This window comes from Roseobacter denitrificans OCh 114, assembly GCF_000014045.1.
Classification (GTDB): Bacteria; Pseudomonadota; Alphaproteobacteria; order Rhodobacterales; family Rhodobacteraceae; genus Roseobacter; species Roseobacter denitrificans.
Window position 1 is genome coordinate 3,743,614 of record NC_008209.1, and the last position, 20,722, is coordinate 3,764,335.

Consider the following 20,722-nt stretch of genomic DNA (forward strand, 5'->3'; position numbering starts at 1 on the left):
GACGAAATGCCTGAACCACGTAACGCGTTGAAAACCTTGATTTGAGGCAGCGTTACGTGGTCGAGACCTTTCGCATGACGCTTTAATAGGTTGCCCGCCCGCCGGACAGATCGAACACACCAGCGGTGGTAAAACTGTTTTCGCGCGACACAAGCCAGGCGATCATCTCGGCGGCCTCAGTCACCTCAAGGAAGCGCGCGCGCGGGATTCTCGACAGCATGTAGTCAATATGCTCTTGGCTCATCTGATCGAAAATACGGGTGCGCGCTGCCGCAGGTGTGACGCAATTCACCGCGATATCAAGGTCTGCCAGCTCTTTGCCCAGCGATTTGGTGAAACCGATCACACCCGCTTTTGACGCTGAATAGGCGGAGGCATTGGGGTTCCCCTCCTTGCCTGCGACTGAGGCGATATTGACGATCCGTCCGTATTTCGCATCCCGCATGGAAGGCACAACCGCCTTGTTGACGTGGAACGTACCGAGCAGGTTGATCGCCACGATCTTGGCGAATTCTTCCACCGGATAGTCCTCGACGGTGGCATTCATTCCCGCAACGCCGGCAGAATTCACCACGACATCAATGCGCGCCGCAGCAGCCAGCGTTGCATCGCGCGCCGCACAGACACTGTCCCAATCAGAAATATCGACACCAATCGCACTGCTGTCGTCCCCCAGTTCAGCGGCCGTCTGCTGGGCCAGACCCTCATCCGCATCCCAGATGACAATGCGCGCGCCCTGCCTGCGCAACACTTCACAGACCGCGCGGCCAATCCCCTGCGCACCGCCGGTGACAACGGCCACCTGTCCTGAAAAATCCATCATGCCGCGTCCCATCCTTCTCTGATACAGCGATAGCCATCGCGATAATATGCCTCGGGGCTTTCCGCAAAATCACGCCAGACACGCGTTGCCGCCGCAAGTTCGGGCAAGCCGCGTCCAAAGGCTTCGATCGTCAGCCAACGGTCATAGCCCGACGCCTTGATCGCCGCGAAGGTCTCGGCAAAGGGGATATGCCCGCGCCCCGGCACGCCGCGATCATTCTCGGAAATATGCACATGTACGATATTGTCGGCATTGCGCCTAAACGCATCAATCGGGTCACGCTCTTCCAGATTGGCGTGGAAAGTGTCGTACATTGTCTTGATCGCGGGGTGATCCAGCGATGTGGTATAGGCGCACAGATCGTCCATCGTATTGGCGAAATAGGTTTCAAACCGGTTCACCGCCTCCAATGCGATTGTGACGCCATTGGCGCTGGCATGATCACCTACCTGCCGGTGGACCTCGCGCGCCCGGTCAAACTCTGCCCCGGTCGGTCCCGCGCCGGTGAAATGCCCCAGCGTCTGGTGCAAAGGCCCCCCGATCGCATCCGCCCCCAGCGCCGCCGTACAATCGACACACCATTTGAGGTAGTCCACAGCCGCCTTGCGCGCCTCAGCATCGTCGCTGAGCGGGTTCATCTCAAGCGTCGGTACAACCGAAATTCCGGTGCGCCCCAGGCCCAATTCATCCAGCATCTTGCCGATTTGCGCGTAATCATCAGGCGTTCCGGAAAAGATGGGGATTTCCACCCCGTCATAGCCGGTTTTCTTGAGATCAGCGAGAAGCGCCTTGTGCTCCTGCCCCACCGAGGTCGTCCACAGCAACATGCAGAATCCAATTTTCACAACGCGTCTCCCCCCTAAGGATGCCCAGTCCTGAGGGTTATACTGCGTAAATGAGGAATATCCAAAGCTATTTATGATGAGCGCACGTCAGAAAAATGAATACTTTTGCTCAGAGTTATGCCAGCATGACACCCGAACACCAAAAACCGGGGAGGGTATCATGGGAACTCAAACATATCCCAAGCTGCACAATGCGATGTGGCCGGGACTGGTTGGCAAAGGCGACGAAGAACCGCCGATCAGCCTCGACAGAATGCTGGACTTGACGCAAGCCGCCGAGGTCGATGGGGTGAAATTTGACGGGGTCGACCTGTTTCTTGCCGATCCGCACACGCCGATTGATGCCGACGAGGATACCATCAAGGCGCTTGCGGATAATGTCGGCGGTCGGGGTCTGAAGATCGGCTCTGCCGTGGCGCCCGTCTGGCCCCCCGTCGGGGGTGGTTCGGCCATGGATGAGGGCGAAGGCCGTCAGGCGTTTCTGAACGCGGTGCGCCAGTCTTGCCGGATCATGGGGCGGTTGCGTGACCTTGGCGTGCGCGACAGTGGCGTCATTCGCGTGGATACCGCAACGGATGTGGCAAGCTGGGCAGAGGACCCGGCAGGCAACACGGCGAAAATGGCCGAAACGATGCGTCAGGCTTGTGACATTGCCGCCGACCATGGCGAAAAGCTCGCCGCTGAAGGCGAAATCTGCTGGGGTGGCATGCACAGTTGGAAACACATGCTGGACCTTCTGGAGGCGGTGGATCGCCCCGGGACATTCGGGTTTCAGGCAGACCTTGCCCATACGATGCTCTATGCTCTGGGCTACAATGCGCCGGAACACCGGCTGCTGCCGGAAGGGTATGATTGGAAAGACCCTGCCGAACTGGACGTGGCGCTGAAAACAATCACGGACGCGCTCAGACCCTGGACGATTGATTTTCACGTCGCCCAGAACGACGGCACCGTGCATGGCAGCGGCAGCCACGACAAGACGGGCCGGCACTGTCTGGCAACGGACCCGAATGGCAGGCTCGATATCGTCAAACACGCAGGGTTCTGGCTGAACAACGCGGATGGAACACCAACCGAGGCGATGCAGCACATCTGCTGGGACGGGTGTATGTTCCCCAATGCGGTTCTAGAGGATCAGCAAACGTGGAACGACATTCTGGCCGCCATGATCGCGGTGCGCAACACCCATGGCTGGCAGGCATAAGGAGGCAGAAATGACAAAACCCAAACTCAGAATTGGCATGGTCGGCTATGGTTTCATGGGGCGCACACATTCCAACGCTTTCCTGACCGCCCCGCGTTTCTTTGATCTGCCCCGTCAGCCGGAACTCACCGCCATCTGCGCGCGCGACCGTGACCGCGCCGAAGCCTTCGCGCAGAACTGGGGCTACGGCTCTGTTGAGACGGATTGGAAAGACCTCGTGGCGCGCGATGACATCGACCTGATCGACATCGCGGCACCAAACAACATGCATATGGAGATTGCGATTGCCGCCGCAGAAGCCGGTAAGATGGTGATGTGTGAAAAGCCACTGGGCCGGACCGCCGCTGAAAGCCAGAAGATGGTGGATGCGGTCGAAAAGGCAGGTGTTGCCAATATGGTCTGGTACAACTACCGCCGTATTCCTGCCGTGACCTTGGCCAAGCAGATGATCGACAACGGCGATCTGGGCCGGATTTTCCATTATCGCGCCAAATTCCTGCAGGACTGGACGATTTCCGAAGACCTGCCGCAGGGGGGAGAAGGGCTCTGGCGGCTCGATAAATCCGTGGCGGGCAGCGGTGTGACTGGCGATCTGCTGGCGCATTGCATTGATACGGCAATGTGGCTGAACGGGGGGATCGACAGCGTGACTGCCATGACGGAAACCTTCGTCAAGGAACGCGAACACGCGCTGACGGGCAAGGTCGAACCGGTTGGCATTGACGATGCCTGCGCCTTCATGGGGCGGTTTGCCAATGGATCGCTGGCGACCTTTGAATCGACCCGCTACGCGCGGGGTCACAAGGCGCTCTATACGCTTGAGATCAACGGCGAACATGGCTCGCTGTTCTGGGATCTGCATGATCTGCACCGCCTTGAGTACTTTGACCACCGCGATGACGGCAGGACACGGGGATGGCGGTCGGTACATGTGACCGATGGCGATCACCCTTACATGGACAAATGGTGGGTGCCCGGCCTGTCCATCGGCTATGATGAAAGCTTCACGCATCAGGCGGCGGATTTCATCATGGGTCTTGACGGAATGCCCGCCGCGCCAACCTTTGCCGACGCGCTGAAGACCGACAGGGTCACGGATGCCGTGCTGCGGTCTGCCGACAGCGGACGGTGGGAAGCGGCAAGCTGATCCGAGGCCTGAGCCGGCCCGCGCCTTTGAGCCGATCGCGCGGGTCGACCGCGCACATCGGCGCGCTATCTTTTTCGAAAGGACGACTTCGAAAGGGGATGAAATGCGCGGAATACGGGGATTGGCATGGGCGGCATTGCTTGCCGTGGGACTAAGCGCGACGGCCGCCGCAGATGACATGGTTCTCGAAGACTTCGGCGACGGCGCGTCGAAACGCTGGCAGTATGCGGCGGATACGGTGATGGGCGGTGTCTCTGACGGTGGTGCCGTCGTGGCCATGATCGATGGCCAGCCCGGCATCCGGTTGACCGGCACTGTCAGCACGGTGTTCAACGGTGGCTTTATTCAAGTACGCCGTCTGCTGCGCGATGGCCTGCCCGCGGCAACCACCGGGATCGAGATGGATGTGCGCGGAAACGATCAGCGCTACTATTTGTTTATCAGAACGTCCGAGATGAGCAGGCCATGGTACTATTACGGCGAAAGTTTCGAAGCTTGCACCTCATGGCAAAAGGTGCAGTTGTCGCTGGACAGTTTTGAGCGATCTCACGCACATCTGAGCGAGAGCATTGACCCCGAAGAAATCATCAGCATCGCCATTGTCGCCTTTGGCCGCGATCATGAGGCGGATATTTCGGTGCGGCGCATCGCGCTCTTTTGAGGCACGCCTGAGCGTCGATGCTCAGGCCGCGCGCCATGCGGCCATCGCGGCCTCGGTCTGCGCGCGATCAATGATCCCGGCGTCAGACCCAAGACCCGATGCGACAAGTGACGCCGCCGCCGTGCCCAGATGTCCGCACTCAAGAAGCGAGCGATCATCCGCCAGCCCGGCGATGAAGCCCGCCGTATAGGCATCGCCACATCCGGTCGTGTCGACCACGTCGATATCATAGACCGGAACATGCACACGGTCATTTCCCTGTGCGATCATGGACCCGTCGCCCCCCATGGTCAGCACGCAACACTTGACCCCCCGGCTTTGGAAAAAGGCGATGTTATCCTCAACACCGCTGACACCAGAGAGGATTTCCGCCTCCTCGATGGAGGGAATGAAATAGTCGATATGGGGCAGCAACGGTTCGACAAATTGCCATGTATCAGGCCCGGCACCGACCAGATCCCATGTGGTGACGCAGCCTGCCTCCTGGGCGGCCTGCAGCAAGCGGCGCGATGGCTCCCCATCCATCCTGGCCAAAAGCCCGGTACCGCCAAGATGCAGAAACCGGCAATTCAACACCTCTGAGAGTTGGTCGGGCGAGACATCAAAATGATCGGACGCACCCCGGCAATGCAGGGCCGGGCGTTCGCCGTTGGCGCGCACATTCAAAATCGTGGCGGAGGTTTCAACACCCTCAAGCTGCTGCATCAGGCGGCAATCAATGCCTGCCCGCGCCATATGGTTCAGTACGAAATCCGCCTTTTCGTCGTCACCGACGGCCCCGACCGCCTGACATTTGAGACCCAGCTTGGCCAGATCGACCACGGTCCCGCCAGCGGTCCCGGCGACGGTGAGACGTATCTCTTCAATGAATTCGACATTGCCCCCTTCCGGGATGCTTTCGACCGGACGCCCGAGAATATCGAGGATATAGAGCCCGACCACAGAGACATCAAACCGGCCGCTCATCTCAGCGATCCCAGATATTCAACGTAAAGAAAAGCCGTGCCGATCCCCAGCGCCGCCGCCACGCCCAGCACGATCAGCACGATTATGAACACATTCAGAAGTTTGCGCGCCGGAACCCCTTCCCGGCAAAATGGCACAAGGTTGAACACGAGCGCGCCAATCACCACGGTCACGCAGCCGATGGAAAACAGCGTCAGTGAAAACGGTTGAAAGATCGCCAGAATGGACAGAACGCACAAACCGATGATGAGACGTTCAGCAAGTTTTGCCTGTGATGCGGTCATTTTGTCCTCAATAGTTGTTCGTCTTCGGTGAAGATATGCGTCATTTTGGGCGGGAACTTTGTATGCACATGGTCCCCTTCCGCGAGTGGCACGCGCCAATCCGTTACAAGCCGCAGATCATGGTGCCCGTCCTTGAGGTGCACCAGCGTTTCTGCCCCCATCGGTTCGACCATATCAATCTTTGTCGACAGGCCATCCGCAGAAGGTTCGCGGCTGATCTCAAGGTTGCGGGGGCGGATGCCAAGGGTCACCTTGGCCCCGCGCGCAAGTTCCTCAACACGGCGATCCACCTCAATGACCATGCTTTGATCACCCTCAACCGCGAATTCCGCAACCCCGTCTCCTTTGAGGTCGGTCAGCGTCGCTGGCAGCAGGTTCATCTGCGGTGTGCCGATAAACCCGGCCACAAACAGATTGCTGGGCCGCTGGAACACATTGTGCGGCGTGTCCACCTGTTCGATCCGGCCATCGCGCATCACCGCAATCCGGTCGGCCATGGTCAGCGCTTCGAGCTGGTCATGGGTCACAATGACGGTCGGACGGCTGAGGTCCTGCAACACCTCTTTGATCTCGCCGCGCATTTCCTCGCGCAGTTGCACATCGAGCCGGGACAGCGGTTCATCAAACAGGAAACACGTGGGATCACGGATGATGGAACGCCCCACCGCGACCCGTTGCTTTTCCCCTTCGGCAAGCTGCCCCGGTCTGCGGCCCAGAATATTGCCCAGTTGCAGGGTATCGGAAATCTTTTGCACGCGCCTGTCGATTTCGGATTTCGACATCTTTTCCGCATGCAAGGGAAACGCGAGGTTTTCCGCAACGGTCAGGCTGGGATAAAGCGCGTAAAACTGGAACGACATCGCGACGTTGCGGTCCCGCGGCGCCAGTTCATTGACCCGTTTGCCCTGCAGGACAACATCGCCTTCGGTCGCGTATTCCAGCCCGGCAATCATCCGCAGGGTTGTGGTTTTCCCGCAGCCGGATGGGCCAAGCAGGCACAAGACCTCCCCATCGCCCACATCGAAATCAATCGAATCCACCGCCGTCAAAGCACCAAACCGTTTGGTGAGACTCTTCAGTTCAATCGTCATTTTTTCACCGTTCCAAAAGTCACACCGCGCAAAAGCTGATTTTGAAGCAGGAAAGTGACGAAAAAGATGGGCAACAGGAACAAGGTCACAATGGCCGCAAGCAAGCCGTAATCAACGCCGACCTCACCGCCCAGTGTCCGTGCCATTGCGACCGGCACGGTTCGGGTCTCAACCCCCGTCAACAGCAGCGCAAAGAGGAACTCGTTCCACGTCAGGATCAGGCCAAAGACGAATGTCGCCGCCAGCCCGGCCAGAATTTGCGGGATGCAAAAGCGGAAGAAAACCCGGCTTTCGCTCGCACCGTCCATACGGGCGGCATCCTCGATTTCCGGGTTGAGCTCATCAAAGAAGCTTTTCACCAGCCAGACCGAGAACGGGATGTTAAAGGCGGTATAAAGCAGGATGATCCCCCAATAGCTGCCCGCAAGACCAGAGAGGCGGAACATCAGGAAGATCGGAATGATGACAACGATGGGCGGCATCATCCGTGTCGTCAGGATGATAAACAGATAGGTGTCATTCCCCTTCAGCGGGTAACGGCTGAAGGCATAGGCCGCCAATGTTCCCACGATCAGCGCAAGACCCACAGAGGTGCCCGCGATAAAGATCGAGTTGAAGAAATAGAGCGCCATGTCAGTGGCCTGACTGGACCCGGTCGTTATCGACGAGCGGTAAAACACCGACACGAAGTTATCCAGCGTCGGCGTAAAGAACAGTTTTGGCGGCACGGCCAGCGCATCGGTCCGCGTTTTGAAGGCAGTCAGAATGATCCACAGAACGGGGGAGAAATACACCAGCCCGACCAGCGTGGTAATCAGCGTGTATCCCCAGCCCGCCTTGCCGATCTCACGATATCTACGGGCCATCAGTTGACCTCCTCTGCGCGCCGGTTGACGGTATAAAGATAAAGGTTCGTCATCACGACAACGATGAAGAGCACGATATAGGCCAGCGCAGACGACTGGCTGGTCTGAAAGAACTGAAAGGCCGTGCGATAGAGATATACCGCGATGGTCTCGGTCGAACTGCCCGGCCCGCCTTCGGTGATGATATAGACGATATCAAACAGCTTGAACGTCTCGATGGTGCGAAACAGAACCGCCAGCAAAAGCAGGCTTTTGATATAGGGAAAGGTGATCGTCCAGAACCGGCGCCACGCACTGGCGCGGTCGATCTCGGCCGCCTCGTAGAGGTATTTGGGCACGCTGACGAGACCGGCAAGAACCAGCAACATCACGAAAGGCGACCACATCCAGGCATCCGCGATCACGATCCCGGCGATGGCCCCGGCAGGGCTGCCCATCACGACAAAGCGTTCATCGGAAAAATTGCTGAGCAGATAGCTGACAACCCCGAAGGTCGGTTCGTAAAACAGTTTGAAGAACACGCCGACCGACACAAACGACAACATCATCGGCGTCAGAACAAGCATCAGAACGATGCGCCGCATGGGGAATGCCTTGGCAAACATCAGCGCCAGCAAAAACCCGATGATCAGTTGCAAAATGACCGATGACCCGACAATGATCGCCGTGGTCTGGAACCTTTCCCAAACCTTGTCATCCGTCAGGACGCGTTCGTAATTTGACAGACCGCGAAACGAGGGCACCCGCAGCGAACTTGCTTTATAGTTGAAAAAGCTCAGCCCGAACGACCAGAGCAACGGGAAAATATTCATCACGAAAAGGATCGTGATTGCAGGCGTGACCAAAAGCGCACCGCGTCTTTTGGGGTCCAACAGCCAGGCGCCGAAACCGCCCCTACCGTTTGCTGCATCTGCCATGAACTACTGCCTCACAAGGGTTATGTTGGAAACCAGAGCCCGGGATTGCGCCCGGGCTCTGCGCTTATCAGATCACTCGATCATGCCGATGTCTTCCAGCAATTCCTGCTGGAATTCAGCAACCGCATCGAGCGCTTCCTTGGCCGAAATCTGACCGGTGATCGCCTTGTCGAATTCTTCCTGCTGCTGAGTCAGCATTTCGAAGAACTCAGGGATGTGCCAGACGTCTTTCTGCCAGTCGATCATCTCCACATGCGCACGGTTCCATGGGCGCAGATCGTTGTACTGTGGATCCGCCATGACGCTCATGCGCCCGGATTGACCACCGTTCTTGACCGCTTCCAGCTGTGTTTCCGGGCTCAGCCACCACTTCACAATGTTGAGCGCCTCATCGACGATCTCATCGCTGTTCCATGTTGTCAGGACGAACGGCTGACCGCCGATGTTGCCGGTCCGGTCGATCGAGCCATCAGCCTGACGAGTGCCCGGTGCCGGTGCAAAGGCGGATTTGTCATGCACCTTTGAGGCGTCAGGGTCGAGAATGGGCTCACCAAGGCCAACCCAGTCGATGATCGCACCAACCTTGCCCTGCATGTACAGATCCTGGATCACGAAGATGTCCATCTGCCCGGTCTGCGCTACCGGCGGCATGTACTGCAGATAGGACAGGTATTCTTCGAAGGCAGCGACCGCGACATCCGAGTTCACGACACCTTCGGCCTGCGCTTCGGGAGCTTTGGTTTCGTCCCAGATATCGCCACCCTGCTGCCAGATAAACGCGTTGATCTGCATGGTGGAGAAATCATATCCCTTGCCAGCCTGATAGGCGATGCCGTAGAAATCGTCGTCCAGCGTTTCCCCGGCGAGCATATCGCCTTTCTTGCGCTGGAAGAATTCACCGATCTGTCCCCATTTGGTCCAGTCCGTATCCTGCCAGTCCTCATAGGTGCAGGGCAGATTTGTGCCGTACTTGGCCTCAAAATCCGCCATTTCCCCTTCGTGACAGAAAATATCTTCGCGATAGTAGGTCACATAGGTATCGGGGAACTGCGGGAAGCCGTAGTAATTGACGCCCGGTGCCGGTACTTCACCCGCCTCTTCCAGTTGCGCACGGGTTCTGTGCGGATAGGTCGAATAGGCAGAGACAAGCGCCGGGTGCAGATCCTGCATGATGGCCGTCAATTCCGGGTCCGCTTTGATCCGGTCCGTCAGGTTCAAGTAATATCCACCCTCGACGAAAGCACCAAGCCACTGGCTGTCGGTCACGATCATCTGGTATTTCTGCTCACCCGACGTCAGCGATGCTGCCACCCGCTCGTAAAAACTGGGCCACGGGATGAAGTCGATCTCCAGCTTCACATTGGCACCCGACGGCGACGTATAGGTCTGATCCGCATATTCCTGCATGAACCTTGTCGGTGGCCAGTCCGGAGCTGCCATGGTGATGGTGATGTCTTCGGCGAGAGCCGGGGCTCCGCTCAATCCTGCGGCCAGGGTCGTCGCCCCCAGTAATCCGCCCATTAAAGTACGCATTCTTCTTCCTCCACTAGTTGTCAATTTTTGAGTTTTTATTGCTCTGCTCACCTTTTCTTTTGCTTTTATCCGCTGCCCAAACGCCGCCCGCTGCCCCGATCAAAGAAGTGCAGATCAGAGGGGTCAAAAGCGACTTCGATTTCGTCACCCACCGAATACTGCGCCGCAACCTCTTCACGCAGAACCATTTTCAGGCCCACGTCCTGCACCGTCACATCAAAGATCGTCACATCCCCCAGCGGTTCCGTCAGATGAATTTTGGCCGGGAAGCGCGCCCGTGCCGCCGTGCCCCCTTCAGCCAGAACAATGTCCTGGGGACGCAGCCCGACGGCAATATCCTGACCCGACAAAACGCTGCGCGCATGCACCGGTGCTTTCAGAAAGGACAGTTGGACCTGCCCGTCATCCGGGGTAGACGCGGACAGGATGTTGATCGGCGGGGAGCCGACCATGCGCGCCACGTAAAGGTCGTTGGGCATCGCATAAAGATCGCGCGGCGTGCCAATCGCCACCACACGCCCGTTCTCGATCACACCGATCCTCTCGCCCATGGTCAGCGCTTCAAGCTGATCGGGCGTTGCGTAAATCATCGTCATGCCCAATTCGCGGTGCAGACGTTTGAACTCCGCGCGCATCTCATGGCGCAGCTTCGCATCCAGGTTGGTCAGCGGCTCATCCAGCAGCAAAAGCCGTGGACGGCGCACGATGGCACGGCCGATGGCCACGCGCTGCTGCTCCCCACCGGACAGGGTCGTGGTCTTGCGCTTGAGCGTATGCGACACCCGCAACAACTCCGCGATTTCACCGACACGCTTTTTGATCTCGTCAGTTGCCACCCCGTCACGGCGCAACGGATGGGCCAGATTGGCCTCCACCGTCATGTGCGGATAAAGCGCAAACGTCTGGAATATCATGGATATGCCACGATTTTGGACCGGCGCACGGGTGACATCCTGCCCGTCAAAGCGAACTTCGCCCGCTTTCAACTCTTCAAGCCCGGAAATCGCACGCAGCGTCGTGGTTTTCCCCGATGACGACGGGCCCAAAAGGCAGAAAAACTCGCCATCCGCGACATCGAAGGTCATATCCTCCAGCGCGACCACACTGCCAAACTCACGCCGCAGGTTTTTTACTTTGAGCTCAGACACGATGCGATGCCTTTGTGACTTCAGGCCTCGCCACCGCATCGCGCCGCATTATCCGCAAGACACCCCTCATCGCGTAATCCCCAACATGCGCTTGTTCGCCTCCTCATCCGTCCCGCCGTCGGCGAAATCGTCAAAGGCGCGTTCGGTCACGCGAATGATGTGATCGGACACGAATTGCGCCCCTTCGCGTGCGCCGTCTTCGGGATGTTTGAGGCAACATTCCCATTCGACCACGGCCCAGCCATCGAACCCGTTTGCTGCCATTTTGGAGAAAACAGCGTTGAAATCCACCTGCCCGTCACCGAGGCTGCGGAAACGTCCCGCACGATTGACCCAGCTTTGGAATCCGGAATAGACACCCTGCCGACCGGTCGGATTGAACTCCGCGTCCTTGACGTGAAACATCCGGATACGATCTTTGTAGATGTCAATATTATCAATGTAATCAAGGCACTGCAGGACATAATGTGACGGGTCATAGAGCATGCAGGCACGATCATGATTGCCCGTCCGCTCTAGGAACATCTCGTAGGTGACACCGTCCATCAGGTCTTCGCCCGGATGGATTTCATAACACACATCAACGCCGCACTCTTCCGCATGATCGAGCAGGGGCGTCCAGCGTTTGGCCAGTTCATCAAAGGCGGTTTCAACCAGCCCGGCAGGGCGCTGCGGCCAAGGATACATGTAGGGCCACGCCAGCGCGCCGGAGAATGTCGCATGCGCGCCAATGCCAAGGTTTTTCGATGCTGTCAGTGCTTTTTTAACCTGATCGACGGCCCAGGCCTGCCGCTCTGCCGGATTGCCACGCACATGCGGGGCTGCAAAGCCATCAAAGGCATCATCATAGGCCGGATGCACGGCCACCAACTGGCCCTGCAAATGCGTCGACAACTCGGTGATCTCAATGCCATTGTCCGCCGCGACGCCCTTGATCTCATCACAATAGGCATCAGACTCCGCCGCCTTGTCGAGGTCAAACAACCGCCCATCCCAGCTTGGAATCTGCACGCCCTTGTAACCACAATCCGCGGCCCATTTCGTGATCGACCCCCAGCTGTCAAACGGTGCCTCATCGCCCGCGAACTGCGCCAGAAACAGCGCTGGCCCCTTGATCGTTTTCATTCCCCTGTACCCTTTCACCAATTCCTGTCCTACGGAAGATTGTCCCGCATGAAGATTTCTATTCTGATCCGTTCCTGATTTTCATTGATCGGCCCGTTGTCCGTGAGGGCTTTGAGGACGCGTACCGCGCTGCGAACCTCATGACCCGGGTCCTGCACAAGCACAGCATCGACCGTGCCTGATATCAAGGCATCCCGTGTGTGTTCCGAAAGCTCGGTCGTGACGGCCCGAATGTTGGTCTTTGCGCTCTCAATCGCTTCGATCACGCCGCGCGTACCGCCACCGAGGCTATATAGCCCGACAATATTCGGATTGGACGCCAGCAGCTTTGACAGCTTTTCCTCGACCACGCCCGCCATCTCTTCGCCTTCGATCCACGGCAGGACGTTGAGATGCGGGCATTCCGCGCGCATCACCTGCTCGAACCCCATGCGGCGCTCCACGTGATCGCGCAAGATGCCAGAACCTGCGATCACGGCAACATCACCCGATGGCGCGGAAATGAACCTCTTGAGCAGGCTTGCCGCGACCCGGCCCGCGGCCACATTGTCAATGCCGATGAACCGATCGCGGCGCGAATTCGGGATGTCAGAAATGAACGTCACGATCCGAACACCCTGATTTCGCAGCTTGTTTATCGCATCGCGCACGATCTGGCTTTCTATCGCCACAAGGGCCAGCCCGTCACCGACATCATCCCCCAAAGCGTCAATGGCGTGCACGACCGCCTCCGGGTTCAGGGGCGGAACCGTGACCGCGCGGATGTCGATCCGGTTTTTGGAGGCTTCGGTCTTTGCCGCTTCCACTTCGCTCAACAGATCTCTGAAAAAGGTTGTTTCGCCCGCCGGCAGGATGAAGGTGAACCGGTAACTCTTGCCCCGCGCGAGATCGGCGGCAGCCTGATTGCGCACGAAATGGAGCTGATCCATCGCGGAATGGACCTTTTCGATCGTGCTCTCACTGACGCCCTTGCGCGCGTTGAGCACCCGATCGACGGTGGCCACGCTCACGCCAGCCGCTTTTGCAACGTCTTGTGCCGTCACCCGGTTCATGTTGACTCCCTCTGATCAAAAGGTTGATGTAGTTCATGATGTACGTCAACCAAAAATGAGAAAAATCACATCACCAATGAAAGGCCCATCCCTATGCTTATCGGAATCGACCCTGTTCTGACCCCGGACCTGTTGCGCCATCTCGGGGCCATGGGCCACGGAGATCAACTCGTGATTGCAGATGCAAACTTCCCGGCCGAATCCTGTGCAAACCGGATTGAACGTCTGGCCGGGGCCAGCGCGACCGAAGCGCTGCGCGCGATCCTGTCCGTCATGCCGCTGGACACATATGTGGATGCCCCGGCCCGGTCGATGCAGGTGGTTGGGGATCCAGAGGCTGTCCCGGATATCGTGGCAGAGTTCCAGCGCATCATTGATGAGGTGGCCGACCACCCCGCGCAGATACAATCCGTGGAACGGCACGAATTCTACCGGGAGGCCAAAAAGACCTACTGCGTTGTCCAAACGTCAGAGAACCGCTTTTACGGCAATATCATCCTGTCCAAAGGCGCCATTGCTCCAAGCTGAAAGCCCGGCGACATAGCGCTAGGATTTTTCCAGATCGCTCAGCACCTGTGCCCAGGCCTGCAGCATCACCGCAGCGGATTCAGCGCCGGGATCAATATGCCCACGCGACCTTTCGCCCAGCTTTTTGGACCGCCCCCTGTTACTGAGCATCTGCTTTGTCTCAACCGCACCCGCTGCCGCCGCTTGTGCCGCTGCAACAGCGCACTGCGCCACCGAAGACCCTTCGCCCAACGCCGCTTGGCCCGCTGCTGCCGCAGGCACCCATGCATCGACCATCGTCTTGTCACCGGGCTGCGCGCCACCGCGTGCCAAAATGCCGTCTGACAGACCCTGAAGCCACGCCGCAAAACTGGCCGCATCCAGATTGAGCCGGTCAGCGACCGCCGCCCCCGCCGTTTGAAAAGCAGTCCCGTATAGCGGCCCCGCCGATGCGCCGACCGCTTCAAGGAAGGCATCCGCCATGTCGTCACACATTGCGGATATCGTCGCTGGCCGATCCGCACCATTCAACCGGGCCATCACAGCTTTCCACCCGATTTCCATCGTCAGCCCGTGATCACCATCCCCGATCGCCCCATCCAGCGCGCTGAGCCGGTCGCGTTCCCGGTAAATCGCCTGCGCCGATGCCGCCATCATTTCATGGAACACATCCGGAGTAATCGGCCCGTCGGATCTCAGATCATCCAGCACAACAGACGCGCGCCCACGTTGCCTTACCCTGCTTTGCATCTCGCGCGCGGGGTGCGCCGCGGGCGAAGCCGCCGCACCAACGCGCAACGCGGGCGTATCACAGGGATGATCGAGCCAGCATTGCAGATCGTCGTCCAGCTTCATGATGGTGATCGACGCGCCTTCCATGTCGAGCGAGGTGCAGTATTCGCCAACCCAGCTTGCGTGAATGTCGACCGAGCGCTCTGCCATGATCTGCGCAACCCGGTTGTGCAGAATATAAAGCTCCAGTAGGCTGGTTGAGCCAAGGCCGTTGATCAGAACCGCGACCCGGTCCTGCGCGCGCAGGTCCAGTTCCTGCAGGATGGGTGCCAGCAACCGGTCCGTGACCGCATCCGCCGTTTCCGCCGGGCCACGCTCGATGCCCGGCTCACCGTGAATGCCCATGCCGATTTCCATCTCACCCGGTGGCAGTTCGAAATTGGCCTGACCGGTCTGCGGCATCGTGCAGGCACCAAGCGCCACACCCATGGTTCGCGTCGCATCGTTGGCCCGCTTGGCCGCTGCTTCGACCGCCTTCATGTCCAAGCCAAGATCTGCGGCGGCCCCCGCAACCTTGAAGACGAAAAAATCCCCCGCGATGCCGCGTCTCTCCTCAATGCAATCGACGGGTGCCGAGGCGATGTCGTCTGTCACAACGAAGGAGCGCGCGGTGACCCCTTCCTTGGCCATGCCCTCTGCGGCCATGCCAAAATTCATCACATCACCGGTGTAATTCCCGTAAAGAAATAACACCCCCGCACCGCCGTCCGCCGCAAATCCGGCATCCATGATCTGGGACGGCGACGGCGAGGCAAAGATGTTCCCCAAGGGCGCAGCATCGGCCAGCCCATGCCCCACATAGCCGGCAAACGCCGGTTCGTGACCTGATCCACCGCCTACAACAATGCCGACCTTTCCGTCGCGCGGCCCATTCTTTGCAACGATCGCGCGCCCTGTTTCCCCGCTCACGAACAGATGGTTTGGGTGCGCGGACACCATGCCCGCGATCAACTCTTCGATCAGGTTGTCGGGGTGGTTGATCAGTTTTCTACGTTGGACCGACACGTCAGCTGCTCCTCATGTTCTTGAAGCATAAGGCTGCTACACATGGCGGCAAAAAGTCAAACATCATTCCGGGGGCGCATCGCAGTCCGCGCGTGAAAGGCCCGGTCCCGAAGGTCTGCGCAACTACATACCAAAGCCGGATCGCAAGGACCGGTTCAGACGTGGTGACCGGGCAGGTCGTTCCGGATGGCCGCGATCAAGGCCGCATAGGGTTCAGGTGGCGCAACTTGTCCGGTAACCCATTGATATAAATCATGATCATTTTCATTGAGCATGGCATCATATTGGCCAAGACCCGCGTCATCCATCCCGTCAAGCTGTCGCTCTGCAAAATGCTGCAGGATCAGATCCATTTCCTTGATCCCGCGCCGCATGGATCGCATCTTCAGCCGTTTGATACGATGTTCATGCAGTTCGGTCATCGCTACCATCCCGCAACGCAACGCGTAGCTTCTTTTCCAGGCGCCCCATCTGTTCCACCCGGGCAATCATATCGGTGCGCAACTCGCGCATCTCGTTGAGAACCTCGCTGGCGGAGGCAGGCAGCGCGCGTTCTTCCATCGGCGCATCAAGCCCTTCGCCCTGCCCGTTGATGAGCCACATCATCGACACATTCAACAAGCCCGCCATCATCGACAGGCGGTTGGCGCGCGGCTCGCTTAGATCGTTTTCCCACGACCGCAACGTGGCCACCCGCACCCCGAGTCGCCGCGCCAGTTCCGCCTGCGTCATTTCAGATGTTTCGCGGGCTGCTGCCAGCCTGTCCCCGAAGGTCGCGGTGTCCGGCCCGTACCAGTCATTAAAATCGTCCATTTTGTATTCTCCTGCGCAGTCGCGCTTGATCGGAGGCCTGCCGCCCCCTAAGAACGCCTCAGTCATATCAAACCGAGGCCCTCATGGAATTCCTGTCTACGACGCTCGCGCGCGTCAAACCGTCTCCGACGATTGCTGTTACCACCAAAGCGGCCGAACTGAAGGCCGCTGGCCGTGATATCATAGGCCTTGGCGCGGGCGAGCCTGATTTCGACACACCGCAGAACATCAAAGACGCTGCCGTGGCAGCCATAACAGCCGGAAAGACAAAATACACGGCTGTTGACGGCATTCCCGAGCTGAAACAGGCCATCTGCGACAAATTGCACCGCGATAATGGCCTCAGCTACACCCCTTCGCAGGTCAGTGTCGGCACCGGGGGTAAACAGATCCTCTATAATGCGCTGATGGCCACGCTGAACGAAGGCGACGAGGTCGTGATCCCTGCCCCCTATTGGGTCAGCTATCCGGATATGGTGCTGCTGGCGGGCGGTGAACCTGTCATCGCCGAAGCCTCGCTGCAAACCGGGTTCAAGCTGACAGCGGATCAGCTTGAGGCGGTGATTACGGATAAAACCAAATGGCTGATCTTCAACTCGCCCTCGAACCCGACCGGTGCGGGCTATACCTGGGACGAACTCAAGGCGCTGACGGATGTGTTGATGCGTCACCCGCATGTCTGGGTGATGACCGACGATATGTATGAACACCTCGTCTATGACGATTTCAAATTCTGCACCCCGGCGCAGGTCGAACCACGCCTTTATGAGCGCACGCTGACGGTGAACGGGGTCTCCAAGGCCTACGCCATGACGGGCTGGCGGATCGGCTACGCCGCAGGGCCGGAGCAGTTGATTGGCGCCATGCGCAAGGTACAGTCGCAATCCACGTCGAACCCCTGCTCGGTCAGTCAATGGGCCGCGGTCGAAGCGCTGAACGGTACGCAGGATTTCATCGCGCCCAACAATGAGATGTTCGCGCGCCGCCGCGATCTGGTGGTAAAAATGCTGAACGAGGCCGAAGGCATCCGCTGCCCGGTGCCCGATGGCGCGTTTTATGTCTATCCGTCAATCGCGGGTCTGATCGGTAAAACCTCAGCTGCGGGCACATTGATCGACACGGATGAAGCCTTTGCCACGGCGCTCCTCGAAGAGACCGGCGTGGCGGTGGTCTTTGGCGCAGCCTTTGGCCTCTCGCCGAACTTCCGGGTCAGCTATGCGACCTCGGATGCGGCCTTGACCGAAGCCTGCAGCCGCATTCAAACGTTCTGCGCCAAACTTACGTGAACACGATCAGGGCGGCGGCGCGAAAGTGCCCCGCCACGGCAACCGCCGGGGGCAGCGCATGAATTGTGGTGTTGATCCGTTAAGGATGTGCCAGCGCGCCGCAATGCTCTGTCAGGTGTTGAACAGGAAATGCAGCACGTCGCCATCCTTGACGACATAGGCCTTGCCCTCGGCGCGCATCTTGCCCGCCTCTTTCGCCGCAGACTCGCCACCAAGGGATACGAAATCATCATAGGCGATGGTTTCTGCGCGGATGAAACCCTTTTCGAAATCCCCGTGAATGACACCCGCTGCCTTCGGGGCGGTCGTGCCTTGCGGAATGGTCCAGGCGCGCGCCTCTTTCGGGCCTACGGTGAAATAGGTTTCAAGGTGCAAAAGCGCGTATCCGGCCTGGATCAAACGGTCCAGACCTGCCTCCGACAGACCCATCTCATCAAGGAACATTTCGGCCTCTTCGGGTTCCAGCTGGCTGATCTCTTCCTCGATCTGGGCTGAAATCACCACATGGGAATTGCCCTGCGCCGCCGCCATCTCAGCCACCTTGGCCGAATGCGCATTACCTGTCGCGGCCTCGGCTTCGCCGACGTTGCACACGAAAAGAACGGGTTTGCTGGTCAGCAATTGCAGCATGTTCCACGCCTTGCGGTCCTCGGCGTCCACCTCAACCACGCGGGCCGGGCGCCCGTCCTCAAGCGCGGCCTTGGCCGCTTCCATCAGGCGTTGCTGCTGCACGGCTTCCTTGTCGCCCCCGCGCACTTTGCGAACGATGTTCTGCAGGCGTTTCTCGATGCTCTCAAGGTCTGCCAGCATCAACTCGGTCTCGATGGTTTCCGCATCCGCAACCGGGTCAACGCGCCCTTCGACATGGGTGACGTCACCGTCCTCAAAGCAGCGCAGCACATGGGCAATCGAATCCACTTCGCGAATATTGGCCAGAAACTGGTTGCCAAGGCCCTCGCCTTTGGACGCACCTTTGACCAGACCCGCGATGTCCACAAAGGTCATCCGCGTCGGAATGATCTGTTTCGACTTGGCAATATCGGCCAGTTTGTCGAGCCGCGCATCCGGCACGGCAACCTCACCCACATTGGGTTCAATCGTGCAGAACGGAAAATTCGCCGCCTGCGCCGCCGCCGTGCGTGTCAGCGCGTTGAAAAGCGTGGATTTGCCAACATTCGGCAGACCCACAATGCCCATTTTGAAACCCATGGTCGCGTCCCCTGATCAATCGCGCCTCACCTAGAGCGATTGTGCGCCCGACACAAGGTCTTGCGGTCAGAACCGCTGCCTGCGGTCTTCGCGGGCATGAAAAATCAGCGCCCATGCGAGCAGGATAAACATCGGATGGGTCAGCCCACCCGAAAAGAACAGGGCGGGTATCCAGATCACGAAAACGATGATCGCGAGGATCGGACGGCCCGTCAGCAGGATGGACAGCGGCGGCAACAGAAGTGCGAGAATGTAATTCATAGCCCCAAGATAAGGGTCGGCGTTTCGGATTTCGAGGGGAATTATTCTCAAAAACCACCCGCTGAGTGGGCGCGAAGCGCTTGGCACCTTTGATGCATTGATTTCCCCGGCGGTTTTGGGCATGTGAAGCTCAAATGCTGAAAGGTGCCGCCATGACCCGTATCGACGACAAATTCGCCCAGCTTGCCAAGGACGGCAAGAAAGCCTTCGTGGCCTATGTGATGGCGGGTGATCCGAACTATGAAACCTCGCTGGAAGTCGTCAAAGGGTTGCCTGCGGCGGGGGTGGATGTGATCGAACTGGGCCTGCCTTTTACGGACCCGATGGCGGACGGGCCGACCATCCAACTGGCCGGTCAACGCGCACTGGAGGCGGGCATGACGCTGCAAAAGACGCTGGACCTCGCCCGCGCCTTTCGCAAGGACGACCAGACAACCCCCATCGTGATGATGGGCTATTACAATCCGATCTACAGCCGCGGCGTTGATCGTTTTCTGGCCGAGGCCAAGGACGCGGGCATTGATGGATTGATCGTTGTGGATTTGCCACCGGAGGAAGACAGCGAATTGTGTCTGCCCGCGCAAGCCGCCGGTCTGAACTTCATCCGATTGGCAACGCCCACCACCGATGACAAGCGCCTGCCGCGCGTTTTGCAAAACACCTCCGGTTTTGTCTATTATGTCTCGATCACGGGCATCACCGGTGCGGCCGAAGCGCAAGCGGTCGATGTCGGCCCCGAAGTGGCGCGTATCAAATCCGCCGCCGCCCTGCCCGTAATCGTCGGTTTCGGCGTGAACACCCCTGAAAAGTCCAAAGCCATCGCAGAGGTGGCCGACGGCGTGGTCGTGGGGTCCGCCATTGTCGGAAAGATCGGCGCAGGCCAAAGCGTTTCGGATGTTCTGGCCTTTGTCAAAACACTCGCAGACGGCGCCCACAGCGTGTGATTGAAACATAGAGAGCCCGCGATTTGCTTTGCCGCCAGCGAGGCCATCGAACATGGGCACTGCCTTGCAAATCCGCTCCGAACGCATTTCCTTTTGCACTTTTCGGCTCTGTGCCGCCTGAACCGGAACTGAAGGCAGCTGTCCGCCCGCGCCGGTTCGCGGCAGAACCGGCAAAAACCCAAAGCGTTAAGCGATTGATCTTTGCGGGTCCGATTGGTAACGAAAAATGACCAATACGAGGGG

At 58.7% G+C, this 20,722-nt stretch carries 22 protein-coding genes; 6 read left to right on the forward strand and 16 right to left on the reverse strand.

What is annotated here, in order from left to right:
• Positions 1-82: 82 nt before the first annotated feature.
• Together RD1_RS17730 and RD1_RS17735 are read right to left on the reverse strand one after the other, a co-directional pair.
• The gene (locus RD1_RS17730; RefSeq protein WP_011569945.1) at positions 83-823 is read right to left on the reverse strand and encodes an SDR family NAD(P)-dependent oxidoreductase; all 741 of its coding nucleotides are present in this window, start codon (positions 821-823) and stop codon (positions 83-85) included.
• Positions 820-1,668, reverse strand: coding sequence for a sugar phosphate isomerase/epimerase family protein (locus RD1_RS17735; RefSeq protein WP_011569946.1), 849 nt, complete (start codon positions 1,666-1,668; stop codon positions 820-822). Before RD1_RS17735 ends, RD1_RS17730 begins: the two co-directional genes overlap by 4 nt.
• Positions 1,669-1,828: 160 nt before the next feature.
• On the opposite strand from RD1_RS17735, the gene RD1_RS17740 reads away from it, so the two are divergent.
• The 3 genes from RD1_RS17740 to RD1_RS17750 all read left to right on the forward strand — a co-directional run bounded on the left by RD1_RS17740 (position 1,829) and on the right by RD1_RS17750 (position 4,680).
• Positions 1,829-2,872 (forward strand): sugar phosphate isomerase/epimerase family protein, encoded by a 1,044-nt coding sequence (locus RD1_RS17740; RefSeq protein WP_011569947.1) that lies wholly within the window; start codon positions 1,829-1,831, stop codon positions 2,870-2,872.
• Between the two features lie 10 nt (positions 2,873-2,882).
• Positions 2,883-4,019 (forward strand): Gfo/Idh/MocA family protein, encoded by a 1,137-nt coding sequence (locus RD1_RS17745; RefSeq protein ID WP_011569948.1) that lies wholly within the window; start codon positions 2,883-2,885, stop codon positions 4,017-4,019.
• Between the two features lie 103 nt (positions 4,020-4,122).
• The gene (locus RD1_RS17750; protein WP_044033524.1) at positions 4,123-4,680 is read left to right on the forward strand and encodes a CIA30 family protein; all 558 of its coding nucleotides are present in this window, start codon (positions 4,123-4,125) and stop codon (positions 4,678-4,680) included.
• A gap of 21 nt (positions 4,681-4,701) precedes the next feature.
• On the opposite strand, the gene RD1_RS17755 is transcribed toward RD1_RS17750, so the two are convergent.
• From RD1_RS17755 to RD1_RS17795, 9 genes are all read right to left on the reverse strand, one after another.
• A complete protein-coding gene (locus RD1_RS17755; protein ID WP_011569950.1) occupies positions 4,702-5,646 on the reverse strand; it encodes a carbohydrate kinase family protein in 945 nt (314 codons plus the stop codon).
• On the reverse strand, positions 5,643-5,930 hold the full coding sequence (locus tag RD1_RS17760; RefSeq protein WP_011569951.1) for a hypothetical protein: 288 nt from the start codon (positions 5,928-5,930) through the stop codon (positions 5,643-5,645). The genes RD1_RS17755 and RD1_RS17760 overlap by 4 nt, the downstream gene beginning before the upstream one ends.
• Positions 5,927-7,021, reverse strand: coding sequence for an ABC transporter ATP-binding protein (locus RD1_RS17765; RefSeq protein ID WP_011569952.1), 1,095 nt, complete (start codon positions 7,019-7,021; stop codon positions 5,927-5,929). The genes RD1_RS17760 and RD1_RS17765 overlap by 4 nt, the downstream gene beginning before the upstream one ends.
• Positions 7,018-7,887, reverse strand: a complete 870-nt coding sequence (locus tag RD1_RS17770) for a carbohydrate ABC transporter permease (RefSeq protein WP_011569953.1) — start codon at positions 7,885-7,887, stop codon at positions 7,018-7,020. The genes RD1_RS17765 and RD1_RS17770 overlap by 4 nt, the downstream gene beginning before the upstream one ends.
• Complete coding sequence (locus RD1_RS17775) at positions 7,887-8,804, reverse strand: carbohydrate ABC transporter permease (protein ID WP_011569954.1); 918 nt, start codon at positions 8,802-8,804, stop codon at positions 7,887-7,889. The genes RD1_RS17770 and RD1_RS17775 overlap by 1 nt, the downstream gene beginning before the upstream one ends.
• 72 nt (positions 8,805-8,876) lie before the next feature.
• On the reverse strand, positions 8,877-10,337 hold the full coding sequence (locus RD1_RS17780) for an ABC transporter substrate-binding protein (RefSeq protein ID WP_011569955.1): 1,461 nt from the start codon (positions 10,335-10,337) through the stop codon (positions 8,877-8,879).
• Positions 10,338-10,402: 65 nt separating this feature from the next.
• Positions 10,403-11,485 (reverse strand): ABC transporter ATP-binding protein, encoded by a 1,083-nt coding sequence (locus tag RD1_RS17785; protein ID WP_044033526.1) that lies wholly within the window; start codon positions 11,483-11,485, stop codon positions 10,403-10,405.
• A gap of 66 nt (positions 11,486-11,551) precedes the next feature.
• The gene (locus RD1_RS17790; protein ID WP_011569957.1) at positions 11,552-12,610 is read right to left on the reverse strand and encodes a sugar phosphate isomerase/epimerase family protein; all 1,059 of its coding nucleotides are present in this window, start codon (positions 12,608-12,610) and stop codon (positions 11,552-11,554) included.
• Positions 12,611-12,639: 29 nt separating this feature from the next.
• Complete coding sequence (locus tag RD1_RS17795; protein WP_011569958.1) at positions 12,640-13,662, reverse strand: LacI family DNA-binding transcriptional regulator; 1,023 nt, start codon at positions 13,660-13,662, stop codon at positions 12,640-12,642.
• 93 nt (positions 13,663-13,755) lie between these two features.
• Between RD1_RS17795 and RD1_RS17800 the strand changes: the two genes are divergently transcribed.
• Positions 13,756-14,190, forward strand: a complete 435-nt coding sequence (locus RD1_RS17800; RefSeq protein ID WP_011569959.1) for an RbsD/FucU family protein — start codon at positions 13,756-13,758, stop codon at positions 14,188-14,190.
• A gap of 18 nt (positions 14,191-14,208) precedes the next feature.
• Here RD1_RS17800 and dhaL read toward each other — a convergent pair whose 3' ends face one another.
• The 3 genes from dhaL to RD1_RS17815 form a co-directional block, all read right to left on the reverse strand.
• Positions 14,209-15,966, reverse strand: a complete 1,758-nt coding sequence (gene dhaL, locus RD1_RS17805; protein WP_011569960.1) for a dihydroxyacetone kinase subunit DhaL — start codon at positions 15,964-15,966, stop codon at positions 14,209-14,211.
• A 155-nt stretch (positions 15,967-16,121) separates the two neighbouring features.
• A complete protein-coding gene (locus tag RD1_RS17810) occupies positions 16,122-16,388 on the reverse strand; it encodes a succinate dehydrogenase assembly factor 2 (RefSeq protein WP_011569961.1) in 267 nt (88 codons plus the stop codon).
• Entirely contained in the window at positions 16,372-16,779 is a 408-nt protein-coding gene (locus RD1_RS17815) for a helix-turn-helix domain-containing protein (RefSeq protein WP_011569962.1), read from the reverse strand. Before RD1_RS17815 ends, RD1_RS17810 begins: the two co-directional genes overlap by 17 nt.
• Before the next feature lie 83 nt (positions 16,780-16,862).
• Here RD1_RS17815 and RD1_RS17820 point away from each other — a divergent pair, with 83 nt between their 5' ends.
• Positions 16,863-18,065 (forward strand): pyridoxal phosphate-dependent aminotransferase, encoded by a 1,203-nt coding sequence (locus RD1_RS17820; RefSeq protein WP_011569963.1) that lies wholly within the window; start codon positions 16,863-16,865, stop codon positions 18,063-18,065.
• Between the two features lie 111 nt (positions 18,066-18,176).
• Here the strand turns inward: RD1_RS17820 and ychF are convergent, their stop codons facing one another.
• Both ychF and RD1_RS17830 read right to left on the reverse strand, forming a co-directional pair.
• A complete protein-coding gene (ychF, locus tag RD1_RS17825) occupies positions 18,177-19,274 on the reverse strand; it encodes a redox-regulated ATPase YchF (RefSeq protein ID WP_011569964.1) in 1,098 nt (365 codons plus the stop codon).
• Between the two features lie 66 nt (positions 19,275-19,340).
• Positions 19,341-19,535, reverse strand: a complete 195-nt coding sequence (locus tag RD1_RS17830; RefSeq protein ID WP_044033527.1) for a hypothetical protein — start codon at positions 19,533-19,535, stop codon at positions 19,341-19,343.
• Between the two features lie 152 nt (positions 19,536-19,687).
• Between RD1_RS17830 and trpA the strand changes: the two genes are divergently transcribed.
• The gene (trpA, locus tag RD1_RS17835; protein WP_011569966.1) at positions 19,688-20,479 is read left to right on the forward strand and encodes a tryptophan synthase subunit alpha; all 792 of its coding nucleotides are present in this window, start codon (positions 19,688-19,690) and stop codon (positions 20,477-20,479) included.
• Positions 20,480-20,722: the final 243 nt, after the last annotated feature.

Bases quoted from the DNA above. Each gene is read 5' to 3' on its own strand.
- RD1_RS17730 (WP_011569945.1), bottom strand. From the start codon at position 823: ATGATGGATTTTTCAGGACAGGTGGCCGTTGTCACCGGCGGTGCGCAG.
- RD1_RS17740 (WP_011569947.1), top strand. From the start codon at position 1,829: ATGGGAACTCAAACATATCCCAAGCTGCACAATGCGATGTGGCCGGGA.
- RD1_RS17745 (WP_011569948.1), top strand. From the start codon at position 2,883: ATGACAAAACCCAAACTCAGAATTGGCATGGTCGGCTATGGTTTCATG.
- RD1_RS17750 (WP_044033524.1), top strand. From the start codon at position 4,123: ATGCGCGGAATACGGGGATTGGCATGGGCGGCATTGCTTGCCGTGGGA.
- RD1_RS17755 (WP_011569950.1), bottom strand. From the start codon at position 5,646: ATGAGCGGCCGGTTTGATGTCTCTGTGGTCGGGCTCTATATCCTCGAT.
- RD1_RS17760 (WP_011569951.1), bottom strand. From the start codon at position 5,930: ATGACCGCATCACAGGCAAAACTTGCTGAACGTCTCATCATCGGTTTG.
- RD1_RS17765 (WP_011569952.1), bottom strand. From the start codon at position 7,021: ATGACGATTGAACTGAAGAGTCTCACCAAACGGTTTGGTGCTTTGACG.
- RD1_RS17770 (WP_011569953.1), bottom strand. From the start codon at position 7,887: ATGGCCCGTAGATATCGTGAGATCGGCAAGGCGGGCTGGGGATACACG.
- RD1_RS17775 (WP_011569954.1), bottom strand. From the start codon at position 8,804: ATGGCAGATGCAGCAAACGGTAGGGGCGGTTTCGGCGCCTGGCTGTTG.
- RD1_RS17780 (WP_011569955.1), bottom strand. From the start codon at position 10,337: ATGCGTACTTTAATGGGCGGATTACTGGGGGCGACGACCCTGGCCGCA.
- RD1_RS17790 (WP_011569957.1), bottom strand. From the start codon at position 12,610: ATGAAAACGATCAAGGGGCCAGCGCTGTTTCTGGCGCAGTTCGCGGGC.
- RD1_RS17795 (WP_011569958.1), bottom strand. From the start codon at position 13,662: ATGAACCGGGTGACGGCACAAGACGTTGCAAAAGCGGCTGGCGTGAGC.
- RD1_RS17800 (WP_011569959.1), top strand. From the start codon at position 13,756: ATGCTTATCGGAATCGACCCTGTTCTGACCCCGGACCTGTTGCGCCAT.
- RD1_RS17810 (WP_011569961.1), bottom strand. From the start codon at position 16,388: ATGACCGAACTGCATGAACATCGTATCAAACGGCTGAAGATGCGATCC.
- RD1_RS17815 (WP_011569962.1), bottom strand. From the start codon at position 16,779: ATGGACGATTTTAATGACTGGTACGGGCCGGACACCGCGACCTTCGGG.
- RD1_RS17820 (WP_011569963.1), top strand. From the start codon at position 16,863: ATGGAATTCCTGTCTACGACGCTCGCGCGCGTCAAACCGTCTCCGACG.
- ychF (WP_011569964.1), bottom strand. From the start codon at position 19,274: ATGGGTTTCAAAATGGGCATTGTGGGTCTGCCGAATGTTGGCAAATCC.
- RD1_RS17830 (WP_044033527.1), bottom strand. From the start codon at position 19,535: ATGAATTACATTCTCGCACTTCTGTTGCCGCCGCTGTCCATCCTGCTG.
- trpA (WP_011569966.1), top strand. From the start codon at position 19,688: ATGACCCGTATCGACGACAAATTCGCCCAGCTTGCCAAGGACGGCAAG.